This is a genomic window from Polynucleobacter sp. MWH-Aus1W21, from assembly GCF_018687275.1.
Taxonomy (GTDB): Bacteria; Pseudomonadota; Gammaproteobacteria; order Burkholderiales; family Burkholderiaceae; genus Polynucleobacter.
Genome location: NZ_CP061287.1, coordinates 758202 through 783905 on the forward strand (window position 1 = coordinate 758202; position 25704 = coordinate 783905).

The 25704-nt window shown below is 45.9% G+C and carries 25 protein-coding genes; 11 read left to right on the plus strand and 14 right to left on the minus strand.

From position 1 onward, the window contains the following. Positions 1–142: 142 nt before the first annotated feature. From aceE to lpdA, 3 genes are read left to right on the plus strand one after another with little or no spacing between them, the layout of a single operon-like run. Positions 143–2839 carry a pyruvate dehydrogenase (acetyl-transferring), homodimeric type gene (gene aceE, locus ICW03_RS03930; RefSeq protein ID WP_215349241.1) on the plus strand — a complete coding sequence of 899 codons (2697 nt, stop codon included), beginning with the start codon at positions 143–145 and terminating at the stop codon, positions 2837–2839. A 15-nt stretch (positions 2840–2854) separates the two neighbouring features. Beyond that, complete coding sequence (aceF, locus tag ICW03_RS03935; RefSeq protein ID WP_215349243.1) at positions 2855–4462, plus strand: dihydrolipoyllysine-residue acetyltransferase; 1608 nt, start codon at positions 2855–2857, stop codon at positions 4460–4462. 9 nt (positions 4463–4471) lie between these two features. Then, positions 4472–6256, plus strand: a complete 1785-nt coding sequence (gene lpdA / locus ICW03_RS03940; RefSeq protein ID WP_215349246.1) for a dihydrolipoyl dehydrogenase — start codon at positions 4472–4474, stop codon at positions 6254–6256. A gap of 83 nt (positions 6257–6339) precedes the next feature. On the opposite strand, the gene ICW03_RS03945 is transcribed toward lpdA, so the two are convergent. Further along, the gene (locus ICW03_RS03945) at positions 6340–6678 is read right to left on the minus strand and encodes a hypothetical protein (protein WP_215349249.1); all 339 of its coding nucleotides are present in this window, start codon (positions 6676–6678) and stop codon (positions 6340–6342) included. A 142-nt stretch (positions 6679–6820) separates the two neighbouring features. Here ICW03_RS03945 and ICW03_RS03950 point away from each other — a divergent pair, with 142 nt between their 5' ends. The 6 genes from ICW03_RS03950 (at position 6821) to ICW03_RS03975 (ending at position 12250) form a co-directional block, all read left to right on the plus strand. Continuing rightward, on the plus strand, positions 6821–7789 hold the full coding sequence (locus tag ICW03_RS03950; RefSeq protein WP_215349252.1) for a tripartite tricarboxylate transporter substrate binding protein: 969 nt from the start codon (positions 6821–6823) through the stop codon (positions 7787–7789). A 21-nt stretch (positions 7790–7810) separates the two neighbouring features. Continuing rightward, positions 7811–8476, plus strand: a complete 666-nt coding sequence (locus ICW03_RS03955) for an RraA family protein (RefSeq protein WP_215349254.1) — start codon at positions 7811–7813, stop codon at positions 8474–8476. Next, positions 8473–9423 (plus strand): tripartite tricarboxylate transporter substrate binding protein, encoded by a 951-nt coding sequence (locus tag ICW03_RS03960; RefSeq protein WP_215349257.1) that lies wholly within the window; start codon positions 8473–8475, stop codon positions 9421–9423. The genes ICW03_RS03955 and ICW03_RS03960 overlap by 4 nt, the downstream gene beginning before the upstream one ends. 132 nt (positions 9424–9555) lie before the next feature. Beyond that, positions 9556–10575 carry an amidohydrolase family protein gene (locus ICW03_RS03965; protein ID WP_215349260.1) on the plus strand — a complete coding sequence of 340 codons (1020 nt, stop codon included), beginning with the start codon at positions 9556–9558 and terminating at the stop codon, positions 10573–10575. Positions 10576–10583: 8 nt separating this feature from the next. Beyond that, positions 10584–11258 (plus strand): RraA family protein, encoded by a 675-nt coding sequence (locus tag ICW03_RS03970; RefSeq protein WP_215349263.1) that lies wholly within the window; start codon positions 10584–10586, stop codon positions 11256–11258. An 8-nt stretch (positions 11259–11266) separates the two neighbouring features. Then, complete coding sequence (locus tag ICW03_RS03975) at positions 11267–12250, plus strand: tripartite tricarboxylate transporter substrate binding protein (RefSeq protein WP_215349266.1); 984 nt, start codon at positions 11267–11269, stop codon at positions 12248–12250. A gap of 80 nt (positions 12251–12330) precedes the next feature. On the opposite strand, the gene ICW03_RS03980 is transcribed toward ICW03_RS03975, so the two are convergent. Next, positions 12331–12885: a phasin family protein gene (locus ICW03_RS03980; RefSeq protein WP_215349269.1), complete on the minus strand. Its 555-nt coding sequence runs from the start codon at positions 12883–12885 to the stop codon at positions 12331–12333. A 197-nt stretch (positions 12886–13082) separates the two neighbouring features. On the opposite strand from ICW03_RS03980, the gene ICW03_RS03985 reads away from it, so the two are divergent. Then, positions 13083–13970: a DMT family transporter gene (locus tag ICW03_RS03985; RefSeq protein WP_215349271.1), complete on the plus strand. Its 888-nt coding sequence runs from the start codon at positions 13083–13085 to the stop codon at positions 13968–13970. A gap of 121 nt (positions 13971–14091) precedes the next feature. Then, complete coding sequence (locus tag ICW03_RS03990; RefSeq protein WP_215349274.1) at positions 14092–15108, plus strand: serine hydrolase; 1017 nt, start codon at positions 14092–14094, stop codon at positions 15106–15108. A 2-nt stretch (positions 15109–15110) separates the two neighbouring features. On the opposite strand, the gene ICW03_RS03995 is transcribed toward ICW03_RS03990, so the two are convergent. The 12 genes from ICW03_RS03995 to ICW03_RS04050 all read right to left on the minus strand — a co-directional run bounded on the left by ICW03_RS03995 (position 15111) and on the right by ICW03_RS04050 (position 25699). Continuing rightward, positions 15111–15935, minus strand: coding sequence for an IclR family transcriptional regulator (locus tag ICW03_RS03995; RefSeq protein WP_215349277.1), 825 nt, complete (start codon positions 15933–15935; stop codon positions 15111–15113). Positions 15936–16039: 104 nt separating this feature from the next. Beyond that, positions 16040–17074, minus strand: a complete 1035-nt coding sequence (locus ICW03_RS04000; protein WP_215349280.1) for a quinone-dependent dihydroorotate dehydrogenase — start codon at positions 17072–17074, stop codon at positions 16040–16042. Between the two features lie 9 nt (positions 17075–17083). Continuing rightward, entirely contained in the window at positions 17084–17830 is a 747-nt protein-coding gene (locus tag ICW03_RS04005) for an arginyltransferase (protein ID WP_215349282.1), read from the minus strand. Further along, positions 17827–18564 (minus strand): leucyl/phenylalanyl-tRNA--protein transferase, encoded by a 738-nt coding sequence (gene aat / locus ICW03_RS04010; RefSeq protein ID WP_215349285.1) that lies wholly within the window; start codon positions 18562–18564, stop codon positions 17827–17829. The genes ICW03_RS04005 and aat overlap by 4 nt, the downstream gene beginning before the upstream one ends. Before the next feature lie 9 nt (positions 18565–18573). Beyond that, positions 18574–19134 carry an NUDIX hydrolase gene (locus ICW03_RS04015; protein ID WP_215349288.1) on the minus strand — a complete coding sequence of 187 codons (561 nt, stop codon included), beginning with the start codon at positions 19132–19134 and terminating at the stop codon, positions 18574–18576. 9 nt (positions 19135–19143) lie between these two features. After that, positions 19144–20970 (minus strand): bifunctional chorismate-binding protein/class IV aminotransferase, encoded by a 1827-nt coding sequence (locus tag ICW03_RS04020; RefSeq protein WP_215349291.1) that lies wholly within the window; start codon positions 20968–20970, stop codon positions 19144–19146. 24 nt (positions 20971–20994) lie between these two features. Beyond that, positions 20995–21570: a peptidylprolyl isomerase gene (locus ICW03_RS04025; protein ID WP_215349293.1), complete on the minus strand. Its 576-nt coding sequence runs from the start codon at positions 21568–21570 to the stop codon at positions 20995–20997. Between the two features lie 82 nt (positions 21571–21652). After that, on the minus strand, positions 21653–22279 hold the full coding sequence (locus tag ICW03_RS04030; protein ID WP_215349295.1) for a 2-hydroxychromene-2-carboxylate isomerase: 627 nt from the start codon (positions 22277–22279) through the stop codon (positions 21653–21655). Between the two features lie 6 nt (positions 22280–22285). Further along, the gene (locus tag ICW03_RS04035) at positions 22286–23599 is read right to left on the minus strand and encodes a replication-associated recombination protein A (protein ID WP_215349298.1); all 1314 of its coding nucleotides are present in this window, start codon (positions 23597–23599) and stop codon (positions 22286–22288) included. 4 nt (positions 23600–23603) lie between these two features. Continuing rightward, positions 23604–24083 (minus strand): DUF3429 domain-containing protein, encoded by a 480-nt coding sequence (locus ICW03_RS04040; protein ID WP_251374462.1) that lies wholly within the window; start codon positions 24081–24083, stop codon positions 23604–23606. Positions 24084–24114: 31 nt separating this feature from the next. Continuing rightward, on the minus strand, positions 24115–24969 hold the full coding sequence (locus ICW03_RS04045; protein ID WP_215349301.1) for a 3-hydroxybutyryl-CoA dehydrogenase: 855 nt from the start codon (positions 24967–24969) through the stop codon (positions 24115–24117). 1 nt (position 24970) lies between these two features. After that, positions 24971–25699, minus strand: a complete 729-nt coding sequence (locus tag ICW03_RS04050; protein WP_215349304.1) for a glutathione binding-like protein — start codon at positions 25697–25699, stop codon at positions 24971–24973. Positions 25700–25704 lie beyond the last annotated feature (5 nt).

A 25704-nucleotide genomic window follows, 5' to 3' on the forward strand; every position in this document is an offset into this window, starting at 1 on the left:
CTTATTTGCACCGCAATAAATTACCACATTATGAGAAATATTATCATTATGTGGAAAATTGCTTGTTTACACCCATATACCTTCCTAGAATATTGCCTATAGAGTTAATGACAAATAAAGCACTATTTAACGGAGACTAAAGATGGCAGCGGTTCCAGACCAAGTATTAGGCAAACAGAATGCTCAGGACGCCGATCCTGGCGAGACTCAAGAATGGTTGCAGGCGCTCGATGGTGTGATTCGCAATGAGGGCCCAGAAAGAGCTGCTTATTTAATTGATCAACAAATTTCTCATGCGCGCGTGAACGGGGTGGTTCAGCCATTCCATGCCGAGACTCCTTACATCAATACGATTCCTGTTGAAAACCAAGCACGCTTGCCTGGTGATCAGAACGTGGAGCACCGTATTCGTTCTTACACTCGTTGGAATGCCATGGCGATGGTATTGCGCGCTAATAAAGATACCAACGTTGGCGGCCACATTTCTTCTTTCCAATCAGCAGCGACTTTATACGACGTCGGCTTTAATCACTTCTGGCATGCACCATCTCCGGAGCATGGTGGTGATTTGATATTTGTACAGGGCCACTCAGCTCCAGGCGTATATGCCCGTGCCTATATGTTGGGTCGTCTCGAAGAGGGTCAGCTCAATAACTTCCGTCAAGAAGTGGGCGGCAAAGGCATCTCTAGTTATCCACATCCTTGGTTAATGCCAGACTTCTGGCAGTTCCCAACGGTATCGATGGGCTTGGGTCCAATCATGGCGATTTACCAAGCGCGCTTTATGAAGTACTTAACAGATCGCGGCTTTATTCAAGAGCAGGGTCGTAAGGTATGGGCCTTCTTGGGTGATGGCGAAACCGACGAGCCAGAGTCTCTTGGTGCGATTGGTATGGCTGGCCGTGAAAAACTCGACAATCTGATTTTTGTTATCAACTGTAACTTGCAGCGCTTAGATGGACCAGTTCGCGGTAACGGAAAAATTATTCAAGAGCTTGAGAGTGAGTTCCGTGGCTCAGGCTGGAATGTCATCAAGGTAGTGTGGGGCGGCCAATGGGATGCTTTATTTGCACGCGATAAAAAAGGCATCTTGATGCAGCGTTTGGGCGAAATCGTTGACGGTCAGTACCAGACAATGAAGTCTAAGAATGGCGCCTACGTTCGCGAGATCGTTTTCAACACCCCAGAATTAAAGGCTTTAGTCAGCGACTGGAGTGATGATGAGATTTGGCAGCTCAATCGTGGCGGCCATGATCCTCATAAAGTCTTTGCAGCGTTTCATGCAGCGGTAAATCATAAAGAACAGCCAACAGTGATCTTGGCTCACACCATTAAAGGTTATGGTATGGGCGGCTCAGGCGAGGCGATGAATATTGCCCACCAGGCAAAGAAGATGAATGCTGATGACGTTCGTCGCTTCCGTGATCGCTTTGAAATTCCGGTTAAGGATGAGCAGTTAGATGATATGCCCCTAGTGAAATTTGCTGATGGTAGTCCAGAGCTCGAGTACATGAAGGCTCGCCGTCATGAATTAGGTGGCTATTTACCGCAGCGTCGCACCAAGGCGGAAAGCTTACCTGTTCCTTCACTAGAAACTTTTGCACCATTGCTTGAGGCAACTACAGAGGGTCGCGAGATCTCCACAACGATGGCGTTTGTACGCATGCTCAACACGGTAGTGCGCGATAAGGTGCTCGGTAAGCGTGTTGTTCCGATTGTTCCTGATGAGTCGCGTACATTCGGTATGGAAGGTATGTTCCGCCAATTGGGTATCTGGAATCAATTAGGACAGTTGTATACGCCTGAAGACCACGACCAATTGATGTTCTATAAAGAGGATAAGACTGGTCAGATCTTGCAAGAGGGTATTAATGAGGCTGGTGGTATGTGCGATTGGATCGCGGCCGCCACTTCTTATTCCACGCATGGCGTACCGATGTTGCCTTTCTACATCTTCTATTCCATGTTTGGTTTCCAGCGTATTGGCGATTTAGCTTGGGCTGCAGGCGATATGCGTAGCCGCGGCTTCTTGTTGGGCGGTACTGCTGGTAGAACAACCCTGAACGGCGAAGGCTTGCAACACGAAGATGGCCATAGCCATCTGTGGAGTGGCGCAGTTCCTAACTGTATTAGCTACGACCCTACATTCTCATTTGAATTGGCGGTAGTGATTCAGGATGGTATGCGTCGTATGTTGGAGGTTCAGGAAGATGTTTACTACTACATCACCTTGATGAATGAGAACTACGCACATCCAGCAATGCCTAAGGGTGCAGAAAAAGACATCATTAAGGGTATGTATAAGCTGAAGTCTGTTGGCGACGCCAACGCAAAGCTGCGCGTACAACTTTTAGGCTCTGGAACAATCTTCCGCGAAGTTATCGAAGCGGCAGAGATTTTGCATAAAGACTGGGGCATTGCTTCAGACTTGTGGGGTTGCCCAAGCTTTACTGAGCTCGGCCGCGATTGGACTTCAGCACACCGCAGCAATCTATTGAACCCAGCTGCTGCGCCAACCCTCTCTCATGTTGAGAAGTGTTTAAAAGACACCTCCGGTCCGATCATTGCTGCTACTGACTATGTTCGTTTATTTGCAGAGCAAATTCGTCCAGCGATTCAGCATATGGGTCGTCGCTATGAAGTGCTTGGTACCGACGGATTTGGTCGTTCAGATACCCGTGAAAAACTCCGTGATTTCTTTGAAGTGGATCGCCGTTGGGTGGTTCTGACTGCATTGAGATCATTGGTTGACTCTGGTCAGCTTGATCGCTCTAAGTTGGCAGAAGCGATTAAGAAATACGACATCGATACTACTAAACCAAACCCAATGACGGTTTGATAAGAGATAAATACTATGAGTCAAATAATTGAAATCAAAGTTCCGGATATCGGCGATTACAAAGATGTACCGGTGATTGAAGTATTGGTTAAAGCAGGCGATAAGATTGAGAAAGAACAATCCATCGTGGTACTTGAATCTGATAAAGCCACCATGGATGTTCCTTCATCACACTCTGGCATCGTCAAAGAGGTCAAAGTAAAGATAGGGGACAGCCTTTCCGAAGGTTCTGTTGTCATTACCTTGGAAGAGGGTGCAGCAGCTGCTGCATCAGTACCAGCAGCTAGCGCTCCCGCAGCAGCACCAGCTGCGGCACCAGTCAGCACTGGCGGATCGCCAATTGAAATCAAAGTTCCAGATATCGGCGACTACAAAGATGTACCGGTAATTGAGGTTTTGGTAAAGGTCGGCGACAAGGTTGAAAAAGAGCAGTCCATCGTTGTGCTTGAATCTGATAAAGCCACTATGGACGTTCCTTCATCACACTCTGGCGTTGTGAAAGAAGTCAAAGTTAAAGTTGGCGACAATCTTTCTGAAGGATCAGTGGTTGTGATCTTGGAAGGTGGGTCTTCTGTTTCCGCTCCCTCTCCAGTTGCTGTCAGCGCAGCACCTGCGGTACCAGCAGCTAAAGCTGTTGAGCCTCCGATTGCAAGAGCGCCAGCACCGCCTCCGCTGAGCAACACTCCTCCGCCAGTAGAAACAGCGGTGAGTCACGCTAGCCCTTCTGTGCGTAAGTTTGCGCGCGAGCTAGGCGTCACGATTGATCAAGTTAAAGGATCGGGCCCTAAAGGCCGCATTACTCAAGAAGATGTGCAAGCATTTGTCAAGGCGGCGATGAGTGGCGGAGCGGGAAGTCCTGCGGCAGCCTCTAGTGGTGGCAGTTTAGGTGGCTTGAATCTCATTCCTTGGCCGAAAGTCGATTTCACGAAGTTTGGTGAGATTGAGCGTCAACCACTAAATCGTATTAAGAAACTCACAGCAGCCAATTTGGGCCGTAACTGGGTCATGATTCCAGCTGTGACGTATCACGAAGATGCTGACATTACCGACTTAGAGGCATTCCGCGTTCTCACCAATAAAGAGAATGAGAAGAAGGGCGTCAAGATTACGATGCTTGCTTTCTTAATGAAGGCCGCAGTAGCAGCATTGAAAAAATACCCCGAGTTCAATAGCTCATTAGATGGTGATGATCTAATTCTGAAGAAATACTTCAATATCGGTTTTGCTGCAGACACTCCTACCGGTCTAGTTGTTCCGGTAATTAAAGATGCGGATAAAAAAGGTATCTTTGAATTGGCTAAAGAAACTTCAGAGCTAGCAGCGCTCGCACGTGATGGCAAATTAAAGCCCGATCAAATGCAGGGTGCGAGCTTTACGATTTCATCACTAGGCGGTATTGGTGGTACGTATTTCTCACCCATCGTTAATGCGCCTGAAGTAGCCATCATGGGCGTTAGTAAGGCTGCAATGAAGCCGGTATGGGATGGTAAGCAGTTTGTACCACGCCTCATTTGCCCATTGTCTTTGTCAGCAGATCATCGCGTGATTGACGGTGCTTTGGCTACTCGCTTCAATGTTTACATTGCTCAGCTCTTGGCCGACTTCCGTCGCGCTAGTCTGTAAGGGGAATTCATGGCTAAGCAAACAATTCTCGTTCCAGATATTGGTGACTATTCCGATGTACCTGTCATTGAAGTGCTGGTGAAAGTCGGCGACGTTATTGAAAAAGAGCAACCACTCTTGGTGCTCGAATCAGACAAAGCAACAATGGAAGTGCCAGCAGATGCTGCAGGCACTATCACTAGTATTGCAGTGAAGTTGGGCGATAAGGTTGGCAAAGGTTCTGTGATTGCAGAAATCGAAGCAAGTGGTGCGGCGCCTACCGCTAAAACTGCTGCAGCTCCTGTGGCACCAGCTCCCGCTGCTCCAACAATGACCGCCGCACCTGCACCAGTAGCAGGGCAGTACAGCGGCAAGGTAGATCATGAATGCGAAGTATTAGTTCTAGGTGCCGGTCCTGGCGGCTATAGCGCAGCGTTTCGTAGTGCTGACTTAGGTATGAATACCGTTTTAGTAGAGCGTTACCCAACTTTGGGTGGCGTTTGCTTGAATGTCGGTTGTATTCCATCTAAAGCATTGCTCCACACCACTTCAGTGATGGATGAAGTGAAGACCATGGCAAAGCATGGCATTACCTTTGGCGCGCCGAAGATCGAGATTGATCAATTGCGTGGTTACAAAGAATCTGTCATTGCCAAATTAACTGGTGGTCTTGCTGGAATGGCAAAGGCTCGCAAAGTCAAAGTAGTTCGTGGCCTGGGTAAGTTTTTAGATGCGAACCATGTCGAGGTTGAGTTAACCGACGGTACTGGCCAAGACCTCACTGGTAAAAAAGAAGTGGTGCGCTTTCAGAAGGCCATCATCGCTGCTGGTAGTCAGCCAGTGAAGTTGCCTTTCTTGCCAGAAGATCCACGTATTGTGGATAGTACGGGCGCACTATTGCTCAAGAGTATCCCAAAGCGTATGTTGGTAATCGGTGGTGGCATTATTGGTCTAGAGATGGCGACTGTTTACAGCACGCTGGGCTCACGTATTGATATTGCCGAGATGATGGACGGCCTTATGGCTGGTGCAGATCGTGATTTAGAAAAAGTCTGGGAGAAGTTCAACGCCGGACGTTTTGAAAAAATCATGCTCAAGACTCGCGCAGCGAAAGCTGAAGTCAAGCCGGATGGTATTCAAGTTTCCTTTGAGGGTGAGAATGCGCCAGCTGAACCGCAAACCTATGACTTGGTATTAGTTGCAGTAGGACGCACTCCAAATGGCAAGAAGATTGATGCTGGTAAAGCAGGCGTGCAGGTAGATGAGCGCGGCTTTATTCCAGTGGATAAGCAAATGCGTACTAATGTCCCCAATATTTTTGCAATTGGTGACTTAGTTGGTCAGCCGATGTTGGCTCATAAGGCAGTGCATGAAGGTCACGTTGCTGCCGAAGCAGCTGCTGGCGAAAAGTCTTATTTCGATGCGAAGCAAATTCCATCGGTTGCCTATACTGATCCTGAGGTAGCTTGGGCCGGTCTGACAGAAGAGCAGTGCAAGGCTCAAGGCATCGCTTACGAGAAGGGCTTATTCCCTTGGGCAGCTAGTGGTCGCGCAATTGCTAATGGACGTGATGAAGGTTTTACTAAACTCATATTTGATGCAACTACCCATCGCATTATTGGCGGCGGTATTGTGGGCACACACGCTGGTGATTTAATTGGTGAAGTATGTTTGGCTATTGAGATGGGCGCTGATGCTGTGGATATTGGTAAGACTATTCATCCACACCCAACGCTTGGCGAATCAGTAGGTCTAGCAGCTGAAGCAGCACACGGTCATTGCACCGACCTGCCACCAGTGAAAAAGAAATCCTAAGTCACGCTATATGCACAAAACAAAAGCCCCGAGTAATCGGGGCTTTTTTACTTCAATTTAAGTGGCTATGGTGAATAAAGCTTTTATGAGATGAGCATGGCATTTAGCTCACGAATGCGCTCATCCACATAGTAGCCTCCGCATTCTGTATATCGAAGGTACTTGCATCCACAATGCTTGCATACATACACATCAGACTTGTTATACGGGTGATAAGGGATTGAGATAGGGGCATCCTTAGACCAGATCGTCATTCCCTTGGAGAGATCTTCCTCCCAGCACTCTGGGGCATCCTCCACCCTAAGAGTCCCGATGCACTCTAGAGAATCTGTTAGAAAACCACCAGGGACACTTTCCCAGCCTACGCAGCTCAGCGATTGGCAGTCAGGACATTTATCTTTGGAGTCAAAAGACTTGGCCACGTTTAGTAGCTCTTCTCTGTTGAGGCTTTTGGGCATTTAAGGAGATTTTGTATAAAAATGTGCTGAGTGAGGTATATTTTTACTAAAGAACAGATCTTAGCCTATACATGAACTAAATAGGCGAGAAAGAGGGACTATAAAAATGAAGAGACAGATATTTCTAGGGGTAGGGATTTACTTATCTCTATTGGCATTCAACGTAATAGCGCAAGGCTCATATCCGTGTACAACGGTTAAATTTGTATCGCCATACCCTCCCGGGGGAACAACCGATATCTTGGCAAGAATATTTGCTCCAGGTTTGGCTAAACAGCTAGGCACTAACGTTATTGTTGAAAATAAAGGTGGCGCTAGTAGCAACATTGGAACAGAGTATGTGGCTAATTCAGCCTCAGATGGTTGTACGCTTTTGCTTGGGAACAATACTGGCATCGTAATCAATCAAAATTTATATAAGCTAAAAATTAACCCCTCAAAAGATTTGGCAGCAGTTGCAGAGGTTGCCTCGGTTCCTCTGGTTCTTTATGTGAACTCATCAGTCCCAGCAAATAATGTCAACGAGCTAATTGAGCTAATCAAAAATAATCCAGGTAAATATAGCTACGCTTCAGGCGGTAGTGGCAGTCCACAACACTTAATGGGGGAGATGCTAAAGTTAGAAAAGCAACTTGATCTTACCCATATACCTTATAGAGGTCAGGGCCCAGCGATGGCTGACGTCCTCGCTGGGCAGGTACCAATTGCATTTGAGACAACAACCGCGATTGCCGCTCAGATGTCATCTGGACGCATACGAGTACTTGCAACCACCGGCGCGGTAAGGCCCAAAAACTTTCCAAATGTACCAACTATGAAAGAGCTTGGCTACAGCAGCTTTGTCATTGAAAACTGGTATGGAATATTCGTAGCAGCCAAAACCCCATCTGTTCTGATTGCTAGATTAAATAAGGCAATTAATGTAGTAATGAAAGAGCCAGAAGTTGCTGCAAGTCTTAACAAGATGGGATCAAGTGACGTAGCGGGTACACCAGAACAATTTACCCAATTTATCAATAAAGAGATCCCTTACTGGGAATCATTGGTGAAACGCACTGGCGCAACGGTTGATTGAATAATTTAAGAGGAATTCAACATGAATAATGGATACGAAATCCAACCTAGAAAAGAAGCTTTTAAAGAGGGCATTGCAGCCTTAACAGGATTGGCAACCTCTATTGTTAGCGATGTATTGGGTAGAACTATTGGCGCGGTTGATATTTTGCCGGTAAATAAGTCACCAGTTTCTGTTTGTGGCAATGCGGTTACTGTTAGTGTTCGTTCAGGTGATAACTTGATGATTCATAAGGCGCTGCAAATCCTTCAGCCAGGCGATGTTCTGGTGGTGGATGGGGGTGGAGATATTTCACGAGCTTTGTTTGGTGAAATCATGATGACAGTCGCTAAATCAAGAGGGGCTGTTGGCGCAGTATTGGATGCTGCTATACGAGACGTGGAAGCATTTGAGAGGCATCAATTTCCTTGTTGGGCTCGCGGGGTCAATATGCGTGGACCATATAAGGATGGCCCTGGCAGCATAAATGTTCCGATTGCTATTGGGGGAATGGTTATTAATCCTGGCGATATCATTCTTGGCGATTGCGATGGAATTATTGCTTTGCCTCCTGGACTAGTGATGGAGGCTGTTCGACTTGGTCGGGAGAAAGAGGCTGTCGAGCGTAAAACAATTCAATTAATTCACGATGGTAAATATGATGATTCATGGGTGGATATAAGCTTGAAGCAAAAGGGTGTGCTATGAAGCTAAGAATTCTTTTTTCAATCTTATTGAGTGCGCTTGCTTTAAATTCACTGGCTGCATATCCAGATAAATCGATTAAGTTTTTAGTTCCCTGGCCTCCAGGCGGAGCAACCGATCAAGTAGCACGCATTTTGGCAATACCGCTAACCAAGGAGCTTGGTGTTTCTGTGTTTGTAGAAAACAAGGGTGGTGCCGGCGGCAATATTGGTACTCAAGCATTTTTACAAGATAAGCCGGATGGCTATTCAATTTTGATGGCAACTAGCTCTACGAATGCGGCGGGTCCACACCTGTTTGCAAATCAAGGGTTTGATGCCTCTAAAGATTTCACGCCAGTGGTTTTGGTTTGCACCATTCCAAATATTATGGTTGTCCCAGCCTCTTCACCCTGGAATAGTCTTAAAGATTTGATGACCGATGCAAAACAAAACCCAGGCAAGTTTACTTACGGGTCTGCTGGTATTGGTGCCTCACAACATCTGGCGGGTGCGCAATTTAAAACGGTGACGGGTTTGGATATTCGTCATGTGCCCTATAAGGGTAGCGGTCCTGCAGCTTTGGATCTCATGGCAGGTCATATTGATATGATGCTAGATACAGGCTCTATGGCCAATATAAAAGGCGGCAAGTTAAAGGCGTTAGGTGTTGCTTCAGATAAGCGTATTCCTGAGTTACCTAATGTGCCAACGATGAAAGAAGCCGGAGTACCAATGGTAGCTAATGCCTGGTATGGCGTTATGTTGCCAGCGGGTGCGCCAAAAGACGTTACAGAAAAACTTAATGCGGCATTCAATAAGGTTTTGAAAGATCCCGAGGTACGTAAAAGTCTTCAGGGAATCGGCGCTCAGGTAGATGGAGGAACGGTTGCTGAATTTACAAAGTTCTCACAGTCTGAAATTAAGCGCTATGAAGGGATTGTCAAGATGTCAGGGGCTCCTAAAGAGTAAATTCAAAGAAGGAAATTGATTTCAGATTGATAGTTGCGGAAAATTTAGAGAAACTAAATTTATCCCTCAGGGCAATATCTTTGAGAGGAGTTCTCGCCTAACTAACTATGATCACCCTAAAGGAAAAAATAGATGATTATTGATTGTCATGGCCATTACACTACAGCGCCAAAAGCATTGAAAGCTTGGCGCGATGCGCAGGTTGCTAACTTAAATACACCTGAGCTGGGCCCTAAGATATCGGATTTAAAAATAAGTGATGATGAAATTCGGGAATCTATCGAATTAAATCAACTAGCTAGAATGAAAGAGCGGGGCATTGATGTCACGATCTTTTCGCCCCAGGCAAGCTTTATGACTCATCATATCGGTGATTTTAATACCTCGGCAACTTGGGCAGCCCTTTGTAATGAACTCGTCTATCGAGTAACGCAATTGTTTCCCCAAAATTTTGTTGGGGCGGCAATGCTGCCTCAGTCACCTGGCGTGGATATCAGCACTTGCTTGCCTGAAATGCGTAAATGTATTAAGGAGTATGGCTTTGTAGGCATTAATCTCAATCCTGATCCTTCTGGCGGACATTGGCGGGACCCGCCACTAAGCCATGAATACTGGCATCCGATTTACAAAGAAATGATTGCCTTGGATGTGCCCGCGATGATTCATGTGAGTACGAGTTGTAATGACTGCTTCCATACCACTGGTGCGCATTATTTAAATGCTGATACGACAGCTTTTATGCAATGCTTAACTTCTGATTTGTTTGAGCAGTTTCCTGCCTTACGATTCTTAATTCCACATGGGGGTGGGGCGGTGCCTTATCACTGGGGTCGATTTAGGGGTCTGGCAAAGGATATGGATATCCCAGACATTAACCAGAAGCTTCTTAATAATATTTATTTTGATACTTGCGTCTATCACCAGCCGGGCATCAACTTGCTGACAGAGGTTATTCCAGTTAAAAATATTCTATTTGCATCAGAAACGTTTGGAGCCGTCAAAGATATCGATCCCGATACTGGATTCTTTTTTGATGATACCCGTCGCTATCTCAATGCTGTTGATGGATTAAGCGACAAAGAAAAGGAAATGATTTTTGAAGGTAACGCTCGCAAGATATTTTCTAGAATTAATAACAGAATTTCAAATTGAGTTGGAGCATGATGAGATCCGAAGAGTTTGATCAAATTTATAGGGGGCGTTTAGAAAAATTAGCGACCTCCAATTTAAGTGATGCATTGGATAGGCTTGGAATCACTGCTGCCGTGATCGGCATTATTCCTCAATGGGGCAAGACTAAAGTAATTGGTAGGGCAATTACGATTCGCATGATTGCCGCTGGTGCAGCGCAAAGCAAGGCGCATCTTGGTGTCGATGCTATCTTCTCCGCATCCCCTGGGGATGTCATTGTGATTGATAACCGCGGAGATCTGAATAATAACTGCTGGGGTGAAATTCTTTCAATGGGAGCTTTGAAAAAGAAGATCTCTGGCGTGATAGTTGATGGTGCGGTTCGTGATGTAGATACCTGTGAAGAGTTTGGCTTTCCAGTGCATGCAAGGGGTACAGTTCCAATTACTGCTCGAGGTCGAATTGTTCAGGAGGCATGGAATATCCCTATAAGGGTCGGGAATATTCCCGTACTGCCTGGCGATGTGATTGTTGCTGATGTTAATGGAGTAGTGGCCATTCCTGCTGCTAAGCTTAGTGAAGTATTGGATGCGGCAGAGGTTATTGCTGCGAAAGAGTTGGCAATGGTTGATGCCCTAAGAGAGGGGCAATCAATTATTGATGTTGATAAGCAATTTAATTACGAGCAGATGTTAAAAAGTTAGGAGCTGATATGAGTTCAACGTACATTTCCCGAAGAATATTTTTGAATATTCTAGGCTTAATCTGTTTTGGAATGGCTGCTCAGTTAGCTAATGCCCAGTATCCATGCCCCGTCATCAAAATTATCTCTCCTTATCCACCAGGTGGTGCAAGTGATGTTTTGGCAAGAATGCTAGTTCCAGGCTTATCTAAACAACTAAATACAAATGTAATTGTGGAGAATAAAACGGGAGCTAGTGGCAATATTGGTACCGAATTTGTATCTAGTGCTGCAGGTGATGGCTGCACACTCTTGCTTGGCAATAGCACGGGTATTGTCATTAATCGAAATTTATATAAATTGCGAAATGATCCTATAGTGAGTTTGAAGCCTGTTGTTGAAGTTGCTGCAGTGCCAATGGTTTTGTATGTTAACTCTTCAGTTCCTGCTAATTCGTTTGCTGAATTGATTGCGTTAATAAAAAAGGAGCCCGGAAAATATAGCTTTGCTTCTCCTGGCAGTGGCAGTACTCATCATCTTTTGGGGGAGCTGCTCAAGCTAGAACAAAAGCTTGATATGACCCACATACCTTATAGAGGCTCTGGACCCGCAATTGCAGATGTTCTGGCAGGACAAGTGCCTATGGCATTTGAATCCACTGGCGCAATGGTTCCCCATCTAAATAGTGGCAAGGTAAGGGCATTGGCCACTACCGGGGCTGTCAGGGCAAAAAATTTGCCAGACGTTCCTACTATGAAAGAGCTTGGCTACCCTAAATTTGTTGTAGAAAATTGGTATGGAATTTTTGCGCCAGCTAAAACGCCGACGGCATTAGTTAACCAATTAAATAAAGAGATCAATAAAATTTTAACGTCAGGAGATGTTGCTGAGAGTCTATCTAAAATGGGATCTTTAAATAGCGAGCAAACGCCTGAGCAATTTGCTGCGTTCATTAAAAAGGAGATTCCTTACTGGGAACTTCTAGTGAAGCAATCTGGTGCTACTGCTGAATAAACTTCAACCTAAAATAGATCAACAGGCATAAAAAAGCCCCGAGTAATCGGGGCTTTTCATTAGCAGATTTTCTGCGGTGCTTATTTTTTCTTTTTTGCTTTACTTGCTGTATCTGCTGCCTTCATCACCGTTTCAGAGGCACTGCTTAAGTTAGTTTGAGCTACTTCAACTGCATGCTTTACTGCCTTCTGGCTAGTTTCAAATACGTTGTTTGCAGAAGCAATCGCTTGTTTCATAGCTTGTACGGCAGCATCAGAACCTGCTGGAGCATTCTTTGTCCACTCTTCAACTAGAGCATTCATCTTCTGTTGACCAGCCTGTAATTCTTTTTCAGCGGACTGCGTAAAGCTGTTTTGTGTTTCGTGGGCTAATTCATATAAATGGCGGCTGTAAGCCATAATTTTCTCTGCCATTGGTTGCACTGCTTCTGCTTGGTGCGCGAGCAATTGCTGAATGTCTTTTACTTCTAATGCTTTCTTGGCGCTATTCATGCTGTCGCTTAAGCTTTGCTTAGCAATCTGCATATTGAGTTCAACTAATTTTTCAATACTTTGCAACGCTTGATTGGTTAATCCACTCAAGGTCTCTAAGTTGGCTTTTTGTGCTGCGGCAAGTTGTTCTGGAGTTAAGTTCATTTGCTATCTCTTTTCTTTTAACTATTTTGTATTCTGACTTTAGTCTTTTATCTAATGTACTCTCTTTGCATCAGTATATTGCATATATATTGCGTTGCAGCATAAGTTCCATTGGGCAGAGCTGGGAAGTGCCTATTGGAAAAGAGCCTAAAATTAGGCACACAGTAAAAATTCTTAATATTTTCAGTTAGTTATCCATGAAGCTCTCGCTAGACAATGCCATTGCCCCGATATTCGTGCTCATTTGGAGTACGGGCTTTGTGATTGCGCGCCTAGCGATGCCCTACGTAGAGCCAGCCACCTTCTTATTTTGGCGATTTTCAGGGGTTCTAGCTGCGATGGCGGCGTTTAGTCTGGTGTGGAGAATCACTTGGCCTAGCTGGTCTCAAATCAAGCATATCGCCGTTGCTGGCATCTTGCTTCAGTTTGGTTACTTACTCGGCGTATGGTTTGCTGTCAGATTGGGAATGACGGCTGGGTTGGTTGCCATCATAGTTGGACTTCAGCCAATTGTGACTGCCTGGTTTGCTGCTTGGATATCAGAGAAGGTATCGCCACGCCAATGGATTGGTCTGGGATTTGGTTTTGCTGGTGTCGCCTTAGTAGTGGTTGAAAAGATTGGTTTTACGCCTATTCCTTTGACGAGTTACGCGCTCGCATTTGGAGGTCTTCTCTCGATAACCTTTGGCACCCTTTATCAAAAGAAATTCTGTCCAGTATTTGACCTGCGTGCCGGCTCCTCTATTCAGTTTGGTGTTTCAGCGGCGCTGTGCTTTATCTGTATGTATTTGTTTGAATCGGGTGAGATGGTTTGGAACCCTTCCGTTATTGGGGCATTGCTCTGGGCCATCTTCCCCTTATCGATAGGATCAATCAGTTTGTTGTTCATGATGATTCGCAAGGGGGCTGCTACCAAAGTCACCAGCTTTCTCTATTTAGTGCCACCGACAACTGCCGCAATGGCTTGGCTGTTATTTGATGAGCCATTTACCTTGTTAATGGCTGTTGGTCTATGCCTAACGATGACGGGGGTAGTGCTGGTAAATGCGCGTCAGGCTAATACAGTGGCAACAATTGCAGAGTAGAGCGTATTAATAAAAGTAGATTTTGGTGAGCGGAATACCTAGATTGGGGCGAATAAAACCGCCTTGCTCTAGGAAATTAATTATCATTCCGTATGTTGAAAGTTTTGGAAGGTATTTTGGGATGCGTTTGAATCGATTGTGGCTTTTTGCCTTGGCAGTAATTTTTGCGGTTGGCGCTATGGCGAATGCACCTGCAATTGCTGCTAATAAAGATAAACAGCAAGCCAAATCCACCACCAAAACAGCTTCTAAGACAAGCGCCAAGACTTCCAAGAAGCCTAAAACCGTGCGCGTTACAGTGACGCGCTCAACAGAGCCGGTCGTACCTGCAAGACCATCTCTTGCAACCGCATTGGGATTGCGCGGACAACATGACGACCTCAATCTCAAATCTAGCGTAGCGATGGTAGTTAATCAAGATACTAAAGAAGTGTATTTTGAAAAGAACCCCTCAGTTAGCTTGCCAATCGCTTCTATTACAAAGTTAATGACAGCGATGGTGGTGTTAGATGCCAAGATGCCACTAGATGAAACTTTGGTTATCAACTCTGAAGATGTACAGATTTACCGCACTTCACGTTTGGCTGGCGGCACCGTATTAACTCGTGAAGAAGCCTTACTACTGGCTTTAATGTCCTCTGAGAACCGCGCTGCATATACCTTGGGAAGAAATTACCCGGGCGGTGTTCCAGCATTTGTAGGTGCCATGAATCGCAAGGCAAAAGAGCTTGGTATGGAGCACTCTCATTTTGCAGATCCAACTGGTCTCTTGAGTGAGAACGTTGCAACAGCAGAAGATCTCACGCGCATGCTCAGCGCCGCATATCAATATAAAACTATTCGCGAGTTTTCAACTTGGCCAGATTTAACGATGGTGATTGCAAAGCGTCCACAGAAATTTTTGAATACTAATCGCTTAGTGCGCTCTGGTGATATGAATATCGGTCTGCAAAAAACCGGCTTTATTAATGCTGCTGGTAAATGTTTGGTGATGCAGGCTAGAGTAAACAACACACCATTGCTATTAGTGTTCCTGGATTCTGTTGGAACACAATCTCGTTTTGCTGACGCCGTGCGTGTGCGTGATTGGTATGAGCGTATGCCGTCCGGCGCACAGCCAATACGTCGCTTAATGTAAAGCTAGTTTGCGCTGCCGGGTTCGGCAGACTTAGGTTTAAAGCCCATGCCTTTGGAGATCTGTAGGGCAGTTTCTTGTAGGGCACGCAGCCAATCCGCCTGAATGCGGTCAGTGGGGGCACTCAAAGAGAGGCCGGCAACCAATTTTCCGGTGTCATCCAAGATGGCTGCAGCCAAACAGCTCACGCCCAACTCTAGTTCTTCATCATCACGAGCATTGCCCACTTTGCGTACTTGATTGAGTTCGGCTTCGAGCTTCCCTAATTCGGTGATGCTATTACGAGTATGTCCAGACAGGCCAGTGCGCGTAACATAGGCACGAACCTGACCTGGATCATCGCTAGCTAAAAAGAGCTTGCCAACTGAGGTGAGGTGCAGAGGAGCGCGACCGCCAATAGCGCGGACTACTTGCATTCCTGATCGCTCGCTATAGGCACGATCAACGTAAACGATTTCATCGCCTTGGCGAACGGATAGGTTTACTGTTTCACCGGTGAGCTTGTGTAGGGTACGCATTGGTAACTGCGCCGCTTCACGTACTGATAATCTTGCTTTCACTAGATTGCCGAGCTCTAGGAGCTTTAAGCCAAGACGGTAAGTGCCACCATCGCCACGCTCAACCAGTCTGCATGCAACCATGTCATTCAAAATGCGGTGAGCGGTAGAAGGGTGAAGACCAGTCAGCTCAGCAAGGTTTTTGAGGCTACTTGAGTCCTCTTGATCGGCTAGCGCATCCAGTAAATTCATCATGCGCTCAACTACCTGGATGGCAGTTTTACCAACCTCTCCGGTAGATTTGGGGGGTTTGATGGGTTTGCTAGTGCTCATAGACCTTATTGTAGCGATTCCAGATCAAATTGCATATTGTGAAATGCCATTTTATGGGGCAACCAATAAAAAATGCCCCTGAATTGGGGCTATTTAAAGGTGTTTTAGGGTTGCCTGAGGGCGGTGGCGCACTCGTTGACCAAGTCTGGGCCGCGATAGATTAAGCCACTATAGAGTTGGACTAGACTGGCGCCAGCCATGATCTTTTCTCTAGCATCAGCACCGGACATGATGCCGCCAACGCCAATGATCGGTAGTTGATTGCCAAGTCTGGCTTTCAAAGTTTTGATGACGATATTCGAAGTATTACGAACGGGTGCGCCAGATAGGCCACCGGTTTCTTCGCCGAATTCCATACCTTTGACTGCGTCGCGGGAGATGGTTGTGTTGGTAGCAATGACTGCATCCATACCAAATTCGAGCAATAGATCAGCAATGAGATTGATATCGCCATGATCTAAGTCCGGCGCGATTTTCAGGAAGAGTGGTTTGCGTACGCCATGGTGATCGCATAAACGCTTTCTAGCTTCATCAAGGCTGCCGAGTAATTCACGGAGCATTTCTTCGCCTTGTAGAGCACGCAGATTTTGAGTATTTGGGGAGGAGATATTGACGGTAATATAAGTCGCGATTTCGTAGACGGCTTCCATGGCCAAAACGTAATCACGGGAAGCCTCTTCGATTGGTGTGCTGGCATTTTTGCCAATATTCATACCAAGTACACCACCATTCTGCCAAAATTTTGAACGGCGTACTCTGGTGACGCAAGCATCAACACCATCGTTGTTAAAGCCCATACGATTGATGATTGCCTGCGCATCAGGTAGGCGAAACATACGAGGCTTTGGGTTGCCAGGTTGTGGGCGTGGCGTCACTGTGCCAATTTCTAAAAATCCAAATCCCAATGCGGCCAATGCATCAATGTGTTTGCCATCTTTATCCAATCCGGCAGCAAGACCAACTGGGTTTGGAAACTCGATGCCGCAAAGTATTTGTGGATCGTTAATCGGCTTAGTTACCAATCGCTCTAATAATCCCCAGCGCTGCGCGCGATCCATATTGCTTAGAGTAAGGTTATGGGCTTTTTCGGGGTCTATACAAAAGAGCCAAGGGCGTAGAAGGGAGTAGCGATCGATCATGGGTAGATATTATGACTCAGACAACGGTTGCCAATGATCGTCGATCAACCCCTCCATGGGCTGATAATTAATCTTGTACGACATCTTGTTGCTTTCTTGGATGTAGTAGCCCAGATAGAGGTAGGGCAAGCCCAAGATCCGTGCCTGCTCGATCTGCCACAGAATGCTGTAGCTACCATAGCTAGCAGCATGGCTTGAGGTGTCATAGAAGGTATAAACCGAGGAGATGCCTTGTTCCAGGATGTCGATCATACTAACCATGCGTAATCTACCAGGATGTGGGTCGTGAGGGCCATCCCGAAATTCCACAATGCGCGAGTTCACTCGACTTTGCAATAAAAATTGCATGTACTGGTCTTGATCATCACTATCCATATCTCCACCTTCATGCCGCTCATGTTGATAGCGTTGATAAAGTTGGTAATGCTCTTCTTGGTAGCCCAGATTTAAAACTGAAGTTTTAAGACCGGCATGTTTCTTTTGGGCGCGGCGCTGGCTTCGTGAGGGAATAAATTGATTTACCAAGATACGTGTCGCAATACAGGCTTTGCATTCATCACAATAGGGTCGATAGGTATATAAACCGCTACGTCTAAATCCGGCATTTAATAAATCGCTGTAGACATCTGCATGAATCAAATGGGATGGCGTAGCAACTTGAGAGCGAGCAGTCTTATTAGGCAAATAGCTACAAGCATATGGAGCAGTTGCATAAAACTGCAAGGTGGTTAGAGGAAGTTCTTTGAGCTGGGTCATAGCCAGTGATGCAAGATTGTTTTGTCAAAAGTCCAAGATTTATCAATCTTAGTTTGATTTAAAGAAACTTGCAGTTGCTCTAAAAACTCTTTACGCGGTATGGGTGCGGCGCCCAAAGAAAGCAGATGCGCCGTTTCTTGCTGGCAGTCAATCATGTACACCTCATTAGTCAGGCACCAGGCGCTCAGGGATGCTAAGGCGATTTTGGACGCGTTGGTTTTGCGGCTGAACATGGATTCCCCAAAAACCATACCTCCAAAAGAAACGCAATACAGTCCGCCCATTAGATGACCATCTTCAATGACAGCAATGCTGTGAGCGTTGCCTTGCTCATGCAACGCTGTGTAGGCATCCATAATTTCATGGGTGATCCATGTGCCATCTTGATCTTTACGAGCGCTAGTAGCGCAAGAGCGGATGACAGCACCAAAATCACCGTCTACTTCTATTTGGGCCTGGGTATTTTGACAAAAGAGGCGAATAATTTTTCGTAAGGAATCGCTGCATTTGAAGTCGCTTGGCTTTAAAACCATCCTTGGATCTGGTGACCACCATAACACCGGCTGGTTGTCTGAGTACCAAGGAAAAATACCTTGTTGATAGGCGCGTGCAAGTTGCCCTGGGTATATTTGTTCGCTAACTGCAATTAAACCAGGAACGCTAGGATCTGGATCAGCCTCTAGCAGGGGGTTTGGGAAAGGGTCATGTGGCCCTAGCCAGGCAATCTGACCCATAGTAGTTCTTTAAATTCTTTCAGATGGCAAGATGTCACGACTGCGCACATGAAACTCTTTGTCAGCTTCTAAGTTGCCCGCAGCACGATCGGCAAAAAACCATTCCAAGGTTTGCTTCACCGTGGGGAAGGCTAGCTCATTCCAGGGTATGTCATTCTCATTGAAGAGTGCAACTTCAAGGCTTTCTTCACCAGCGGAAAACTCTGGTGTATTCATCGTCGCCAAATAAAACAGATGCACTTGCTCGGCATGTGGCACGTTAAGAAGAGAGTAGAGCGCTCCAATATTCACTTCTGCACCAGCCTCCTCGAGAGTCTCGCGAGCGGCACCATGACTCGTGCTTTCTCCTAACTCCATAAAGCCTGCAGGAAGTGTCCAATAACCATGACGAGGCTCAATCGCTCTCCGACATAAGAGTACTTGCTGTCCATACACAGGAATACTACCCACTACATTGCGAGGATTCTGATAATGAATGCTGCCACAGGCTTCGCATACATGGCGTTCACGAGAATCATCAGCTGGAATTTTGATCGTCAATACAGCAGCGCAGTTAGGGCAATACTTCATACTGACTTTCTAAAAATGGGCTTTGATAGCGCCACGAAGGGCATTGCTAAGGATAATCTCATCTGCCATTGAAACATCATTAATAGTCAGGTTAGCTTCACGGGCATTCATCTTGGGGTCGGCAAGCAAGGCGGCACGCATGACTCCTGGCAGAAGACCTGCTGAGACTGGTGGGGTAAGCCATTCAGGACTACCTTTGGATTTAACAAAAATACTAGTTCTGCCGCCTTCTGTCACAAAGCCTTGCTCATTGCAAAAGAGGGCATCAAAACCACCTAGCTTAGTTGCCTCTTGCCATGCTTGATCATAAAGACCTCGTTTGCTAACTTTGTGTCGCAGTAGCGCATCCCCTGAATGCATCGTTACATCACCAGGCAGGATATCTTTAGCCCAGAATATTTTGACTGGTTCATTTGTCTGATGAATAACGGCGCTTGAAACAGAAAGCGCTCCATTGGCTGCGAGATCTAGTCTTAATCGATGCGACACGTTTTTATCAAACGACGCACAAGCGTCCAGAACCAACTTTTCTGCAGTCACAGATTCAAAGGGAATTCGCAAAGCCAAAGCAGATGCTTGCATGCGCTCTAGGTGTGATCTCAATCTCTGTGGCTCACCGTGTATCACTGCAATAGTTTCGAACAAACCAGTAGCACTTGGCAGATCCATTAGAAAGGCAGATTTAATATGACATTCTTGCCACTCTTGTTTGGCATCGGAGTCGTTGGTGATGCCAGCACCTACACCCAAAGTGAAAGTGGAAGCGTGAGATTGAGTATCCGCAGCAATTTCAACAGTCCGAATAGGTACACTAAAGGCAAAGTTGCCATTGGGATCAAGCCACCCTAAAGCGCCACAGTAGTAACCGCGATCTTCGGATTCAAGTTCTTGAATAATCTCCATGCTGCGCTTCTTTGGAGCGCCAGTAACAGAGCCACACGGAAAAACAGCCTTAAAAATATCAAAGAGGCTGACATCGGGTTTAATTTGGCCTTGCACGGTAGATGTCATCTGCAAAACATCGCCATGTCTTGCTACCTCAAAAAGATTGGGTACCGTTACGGTACCTGGCAAAGAGATACGACTGAGATCATTACGCAGTAAGTCAACGATCATCACATTCTCTGCTTGGTTCTTTGGATCGTCAGATAAAGCGCTGGCAACTGCAGATAATGCGCTAGCAGTGCCTTTCATTGGCATCGCTTTCAAAGTATCGCCATCACGCGCCACAAAAAGTTCTGGTGACTGTGATAGCAGAAATTTGCTTTCATGTTCTATGAATGCGCCAAATCGACCGGGTTGTCTATCCCGCAAGCGACCATACAAAGCTAAAGGAGCCCCATAAGTCTTGCCTTTAATCCGATACGTGTGATTAATCTGGTAGCTATCACCGCTACGAATGTATTCCTGAATCGTGTCGATGTCTGCCGTAAAACGATCCTCAGATATCGATTCTTGAACATCGATTACACCTGCACAACGTTGTGAGCCCTCAAGCAAAGCCAGCTTTTCTGAGATGCAGGTATCAACATCTTGTTTAGAGAGTTTTTTAAAGCTCGAGAAAGACCAGGCCTCAATTAAATGGTGGGGATCATCGGTTAAAGATAGTCTTTGGGGTAGTTTATGTATTTGCCTACCCAATTCATAGGCAAAAGCAGCCACAACATATTCCCCTCTAGAGAGAGCAGAAGATATTTCAGTAAAGCATTGTTGTGTAGCTGCTAAATCAGCAGTCTGATCACCGCTTGGCAGAACGCGCCAGTAGTGGAGCGCGTTTTCATAAAGGCGACTGGTAGGTGAGGCCGCAGTACTTTGCGCGTCATCGAGCAAAATCATCGCGGCTGACCCAGTAAATTCAGATTACTTCAGAATCGTGGCGGATTCGATGGTTACAGTCTTGCTTGGCACATCAGCCATTCTGCCCATACGTGGCGCTGGTGCAACCATAGTAGGTATCTTGCGAATGGCATCAATCGTTTGTGTTCCCGAGATCACTTTGCCAAATACGGTATAGCCATTACCCATCGCATTGGGATAATCTAAGCCTGCATTGTCTTTCACATTAATAAAAAACTGCGCAGTTGCAGAATCTGGATCAGATGTACGGGCCATCGCAATCGTATAGACATTATTTTTTAAACCGTTTTGCGCCTCAGAAACTACTGGAGCATTTGTTGGTTTTTGATTTAGGTCTGCTGTAAAGCCGCCGCCTTGAATCATGAAGCCATCAATCACGCGATGAAAGATAGTGCCGTTATAAAAACCACTGTTTACATAATTTAAAAAGTTGGCAGTGGTCTTGGGCGCTTTAACGTCATCCAACTCCACTACGAAATTGCCCATATTCGTCTTAAATTCCACCTTCGGCCCTGCAAATACAGCTTGACTGGCAAAACAAGAAAGGGCAATAACGAGTGTGGCGAGTAGCTTGCGCATATGAACTCCTTAAACAATATGAAAGTGACTTAAATTGATTGTATTGCTCATTACTGCATGATGGGTGAATCAAGCTATATCGTCAGCTCAGGCCATTAGGCACATTGCCAGCATAGGCGTAAGAAGCCTCTTCAAACATGCCAGGCCTGGCAAGGTAATCCAAGACCCAGTCGATCGTATCGATTCCCCAAAAGCACTGTTGATTGACTATCAGAGCAGGCACCCCAAAAGCACCATCAGCTTTGGCCTGGTTGGTATTGGCAATGAGTTTTGCTTTTACCTCTGGATTTTCAGGTTTAGGAGTGTCAGCAGGTAAATCTAAGTATGTGCAAAATTCTGACCAAGATAGATTGGGATCTCTTCCTTCTACCCATACATAATCAAAGGCTCGCTCAACCATTGTCCAGTCAGCATTCTGCTCAACTAGAAGACGTTGCGCAGCAACTGTCATAAATGGATGATGTTCTGGAAAGCGAAATGGGATGCCCAGCTTCTCTGCTTGCCAAACGCAGAACTGATAGGTATGTGGACGCTTGGCAGCAACTTCACCAGGTCCTTTGTTTTCCGTAGCACGCAAAAGTCCACCTAGCAAAATAGGAACAGGCTTGATATCTAGCTTGTCCTCAAGGCGTTGCCTTTGTTTGACATAAAGATAGGCAAATGGCGAAACAATGTCGTAATAAAAAGTAGCCGGAGTCTTTTTACCCATATCCCCTTACTTCTTCTTATGCTCTTCATCGAGCTTTTCCAAGAAAGCCAATTTTTCCTTAATTTGAGCCTCCAAGCCACGTTCAACTGGCTCATACCAATGCGGCTCTTTCATACCCTCGGGTAAGTAGGATTCACCAGCAGCATAGCCATGAGGTTCATCGTGAGCATAGCGATATTCTTTGCCATGACCAAGTTCTTTCATTAACTTTGTTGGGGCATTACGCAAATGATTGGGTACGCCTCTTGATTGATCTTGCGCCACAAAAGCTCGTGCCGCATTAAAAGCGTTGTAGCTGGCATTGCTCTTGGAAGCTACGGCTAGATAAACCACGGCTTGCCCAAGGGCTAGCTCACCTTCAGGTGAGCCCAGTCTCTCAAAGGTTTGCGCAGCATCATTTGCTAATTGCATCGCTCTTGGATCTGCTAGGCCAATATCTTCCCAAGCCATACGGATAATGCGACGTGCTAGATATCGAGGATCTGCTCCACCATCGAGCATGCGACAAAACCAATACAGAGCAGCATCTGGGTTAGATCCACGCACAGATTTATGCAGGGCAGAGATTTGGTCATAAAAGTGATCGCCACCTTTATCGAAACGTCGTGCTTGAGCGCTTAGAGCATTTTCAATAAATTGTTGATCTACGTTCTCGAGTTCAGCATTCGGTGTGAGTGCTGCATTACGTACTTGCTCAACCAGATTCAGTAGACGCCTTGCATCGCCATCGGCATTGGAGATAAGGGTATCAATAGCAGCAGATTCAAATTGCACATCAGGCATTGCGTGTTGACGCGCACGTTCAAAAAGTAATCTCAACTCCTCTGGAGTGAGAGACTTCAATACGTACACCTGAGCTCGCGATAAGAGAGCTGAGTTCACTTCAAAAGAAGGGTTCTCGGTAGTGGCGCCTATAAAGGTAAATAAACCAGATTCCACGTGGGGTAGCAGGGCGTCTTGCTGGCTTTTATTAAAGCGATGGATCTCGTCCACAAACAAGATAGTTTGTTTACCGTACTGAGCCATGTTTTGTTGAGCTTGCTCAATAGATTCACGGATTTCTTTAACGCCTGCCAACACTGCAGAGATAGCTATGAACTCGCGATCAAATGCTTTTGCTGAAAGGCGTGCTAGCGTTGTCTTGCCAACACCAGGGGGACCCCACAAAATCATCGAGTGAGGCTTGCCTGACGCAAAAGCTAAGTTAAGTGGTTTACCGCTAGCTAATAAGTGGGTTTGCCCAATCACCTCTTCAATTGTCTTTGGACGCAGCGCTTCCGCTAAGGGAGGTGGCGGAGTGCTATCAAAAAGACTGCTCATAGCATCATGCTTGAATAAAAAGAATTACCAAAGCTGCCCAGGTTAAGCATGCGGCTGCAATATAGGTCAAGCGATTGCGCATCGTCATAAATGCAGAACGAGTGGCTTCATCAGAAAAATAATATTGATAGGTGTTCTGATCAATATTGCGCTGAATAATCAGTGTGGAAGCAAGTATGAGTAGACCCACGGGTATATATATATGCAGTGCTACCCAAGCAACTAGCGCTGGAATAACGCCCCAGATCCAGGCATTACGGTCTTCCCAGCGATCTCCAGCAGGTGCTTTACCCAATAGGTGCAAATTAGCACCCCAATGTAAGGCTCCCATAAATGAAGTGATTACAGCCCCATAACCAGCCAAGGATTCAGCGCTCAAGTAGTTTATTGGTGTGGGTGCTAATTGCACCATTAAAGCAAGTCCAATAAATGGAATAAGGCCGGCATAACCAAGTTTGCGTACTAGAGGTGGAATGGGGTTCACGATGAGATGGTTTCGTTATTTAAGTAAAAAATTATTTATCGTAGGTATAAACGCCGCGACCTGTTTTGCGACCGAGATATCCAGCTGCAACCATTTCACGAAGCAGTGGGCAAGGTCGATATTTAGAGTCGCTGAAGTTTTCAAAATAGACTTCCATTACTGCTAAGCAGGTATCCAAACCAATCAGATCTGCTAATGCCAGGGGACCAATCGGTTGGTTGCAACCTAACTTCATGCCAGCATCAATATCTTCTGGACTAGCAAGTCCTTCAGACAAAACAAAGAAGGCCTCGTTAATCATGGGTAGCAAAATGCGATTTACTACAAAGCCAGGAGAATTTTTAACGGTGATTGGCTCTTTGCCAACGCGCTTGGCCATATCAATAATGGCGGCATGAGTTGCATCGCTAGTCTGTAAGCCGCGAATCACCTCCACCAGAGCCATCAAGGGTGGTGGGTTAAAAAAGTGCATACCAATAAAGCGCGCAGGATTGGAGTCAAGGGCTGCTAGCTTAGTGATAGACAGAGAGGATGTGTTGGTGGCAATGATGGTGTCTTTGCTGACAATCTCATCTACTTGCTTGAGAATTTTTTCCTTGACCGCTTGATTTTCTGTGGCAGCTTCAATGACTAAACCCAGACCTTTGAGGTCGTTATATGAAGTGCTACCCTTAATGCGCTTGAGTGCTGCATCTTTTGCTTCAATCGTTAAGGTTTCTTTTTTAACAAGGCGATCTAAGCTCTTGCTTATTTGTTCGAGGCCACGTTGAACTGCTGCATCGTTAATATCAACCATGACAATATCTAAGCCGGCAACTGCGCATACTTGAGCAATACCATTTCCCATGGTGCCTGCACCGATTACACCGACTGACTGAATACTCATCTTATTTCCTCTTTTGATACTGTGTTGAACCAAACAATTGCTCTCTAGCCTTGGCATCGTGCAAAGGTTTGCGTAATGCCGTTAATACTTCGCAACCACGCTTAACTGCTGGTCGCGCACCAATCTTTTCAAACCAACGCTTGAAATGCGGGTACTCATTGATCTCAATGCCTTGATTCTTCCAGTTACGAGTCCATGGATAAATCGCAATATCGGCAATCGAATAGGATTTTCCTGCCACATAGGGATTATCTTTCAGTTGGCTATCCAACACCCCGTAGATTCGCTTAGCTTCATTGGTATAGCGATTGATCGCGTATTCAATTTTCTCAGGTGCATACAGGCGGAAGTGGTGGTTTTGCCCAAGCATAGGGCCAAGACCCCCCATTTGGAACATTAGCCATTGCAGTACTTCATACTTTCCACGGGTATCTTGAGGCAAGAATTTGCCAGTCTTGCCCGCTAAGTAGAGAAGAATCGCGCCCGACTCAAAAAGGCTAATGGGTTTGCCGTCCGGCCCATTGGGATCTACTATTGCTGGAATCTTATTGTTGGGGCTGATATTTAAAAACTCAGGGGCAAATTGATCTCCTGCGCCAATATCAATGGGGTGAGCGATCCAATCCTTGTCTAATCGAAAGCCGCATTCTTCCAGCATGATGTGTACTTTGTGGCCATTTGGTGTGGGCCAGCTGTATACATCAATTACGGTAGATTTTTTATTTGCCATGGTGT

Coding starts and splice junctions, on each gene's coding strand:
- aceE (WP_215349241.1), top strand. CDS start 143: ATGGCAGCGGTTCCAGACCAAGTATTAGGCAAACAGAATGCTCAGGAC.
- aceF (WP_215349243.1), top strand. CDS start 2,855: ATGAGTCAAATAATTGAAATCAAAGTTCCGGATATCGGCGATTACAAA.
- lpdA (WP_215349246.1), top strand. CDS start 4,472: ATGGCTAAGCAAACAATTCTCGTTCCAGATATTGGTGACTATTCCGAT.
- ICW03_RS03950 (WP_215349252.1), top strand. CDS start 6,821: ATGAAGAGACAGATATTTCTAGGGGTAGGGATTTACTTATCTCTATTG.
- ICW03_RS03955 (WP_215349254.1), top strand. CDS start 7,811: ATGAATAATGGATACGAAATCCAACCTAGAAAAGAAGCTTTTAAAGAG.
- ICW03_RS03960 (WP_215349257.1), top strand. CDS start 8,473: ATGAAGCTAAGAATTCTTTTTTCAATCTTATTGAGTGCGCTTGCTTTA.
- ICW03_RS03965 (WP_215349260.1), top strand. CDS start 9,556: ATGATTATTGATTGTCATGGCCATTACACTACAGCGCCAAAAGCATTG.
- ICW03_RS03970 (WP_215349263.1), top strand. CDS start 10,584: ATGATGAGATCCGAAGAGTTTGATCAAATTTATAGGGGGCGTTTAGAA.
- ICW03_RS03975 (WP_215349266.1), top strand. CDS start 11,267: ATGAGTTCAACGTACATTTCCCGAAGAATATTTTTGAATATTCTAGGC.
- ICW03_RS03980 (WP_215349269.1), bottom strand. CDS start 12,885: ATGAACTTAACTCCAGAACAACTTGCCGCAGCACAAAAAGCCAACTTA.
- ICW03_RS03985 (WP_215349271.1), top strand. CDS start 13,083: ATGAAGCTCTCGCTAGACAATGCCATTGCCCCGATATTCGTGCTCATT.
- ICW03_RS03990 (WP_215349274.1), top strand. CDS start 14,092: ATGCGTTTGAATCGATTGTGGCTTTTTGCCTTGGCAGTAATTTTTGCG.
- ICW03_RS03995 (WP_215349277.1), bottom strand. CDS start 15,935: ATGAGCACTAGCAAACCCATCAAACCCCCCAAATCTACCGGAGAGGTT.
- ICW03_RS04000 (WP_215349280.1), bottom strand. CDS start 17,074: ATGATCGATCGCTACTCCCTTCTACGCCCTTGGCTCTTTTGTATAGAC.
- ICW03_RS04005 (WP_215349282.1), bottom strand. CDS start 17,830: ATGACCCAGCTCAAAGAACTTCCTCTAACCACCTTGCAGTTTTATGCA.
- aat (WP_215349285.1), bottom strand. CDS start 18,564: ATGGGTCAGATTGCCTGGCTAGGGCCACATGACCCTTTCCCAAACCCC.
- ICW03_RS04015 (WP_215349288.1), bottom strand. CDS start 19,134: ATGAAGTATTGCCCTAACTGCGCTGCTGTATTGACGATCAAAATTCCA.
- ICW03_RS04020 (WP_215349291.1), bottom strand. CDS start 20,970: ATGATTTTGCTCGATGACGCGCAAAGTACTGCGGCCTCACCTACCAGT.
- ICW03_RS04025 (WP_215349293.1), bottom strand. CDS start 21,570: ATGCGCAAGCTACTCGCCACACTCGTTATTGCCCTTTCTTGTTTTGCC.
- ICW03_RS04030 (WP_215349295.1), bottom strand. CDS start 22,279: ATGGGTAAAAAGACTCCGGCTACTTTTTATTACGACATTGTTTCGCCA.
- ICW03_RS04035 (WP_215349298.1), bottom strand. CDS start 23,599: ATGAGCAGTCTTTTTGATAGCACTCCGCCACCTCCCTTAGCGGAAGCG.
- ICW03_RS04045 (WP_215349301.1), bottom strand. CDS start 24,969: ATGAGTATTCAGTCAGTCGGTGTAATCGGTGCAGGCACCATGGGAAAT.
- ICW03_RS04050 (WP_215349304.1), bottom strand. CDS start 25,699: ATGGCAAATAAAAAATCTACCGTAATTGATGTATACAGCTGGCCCACA.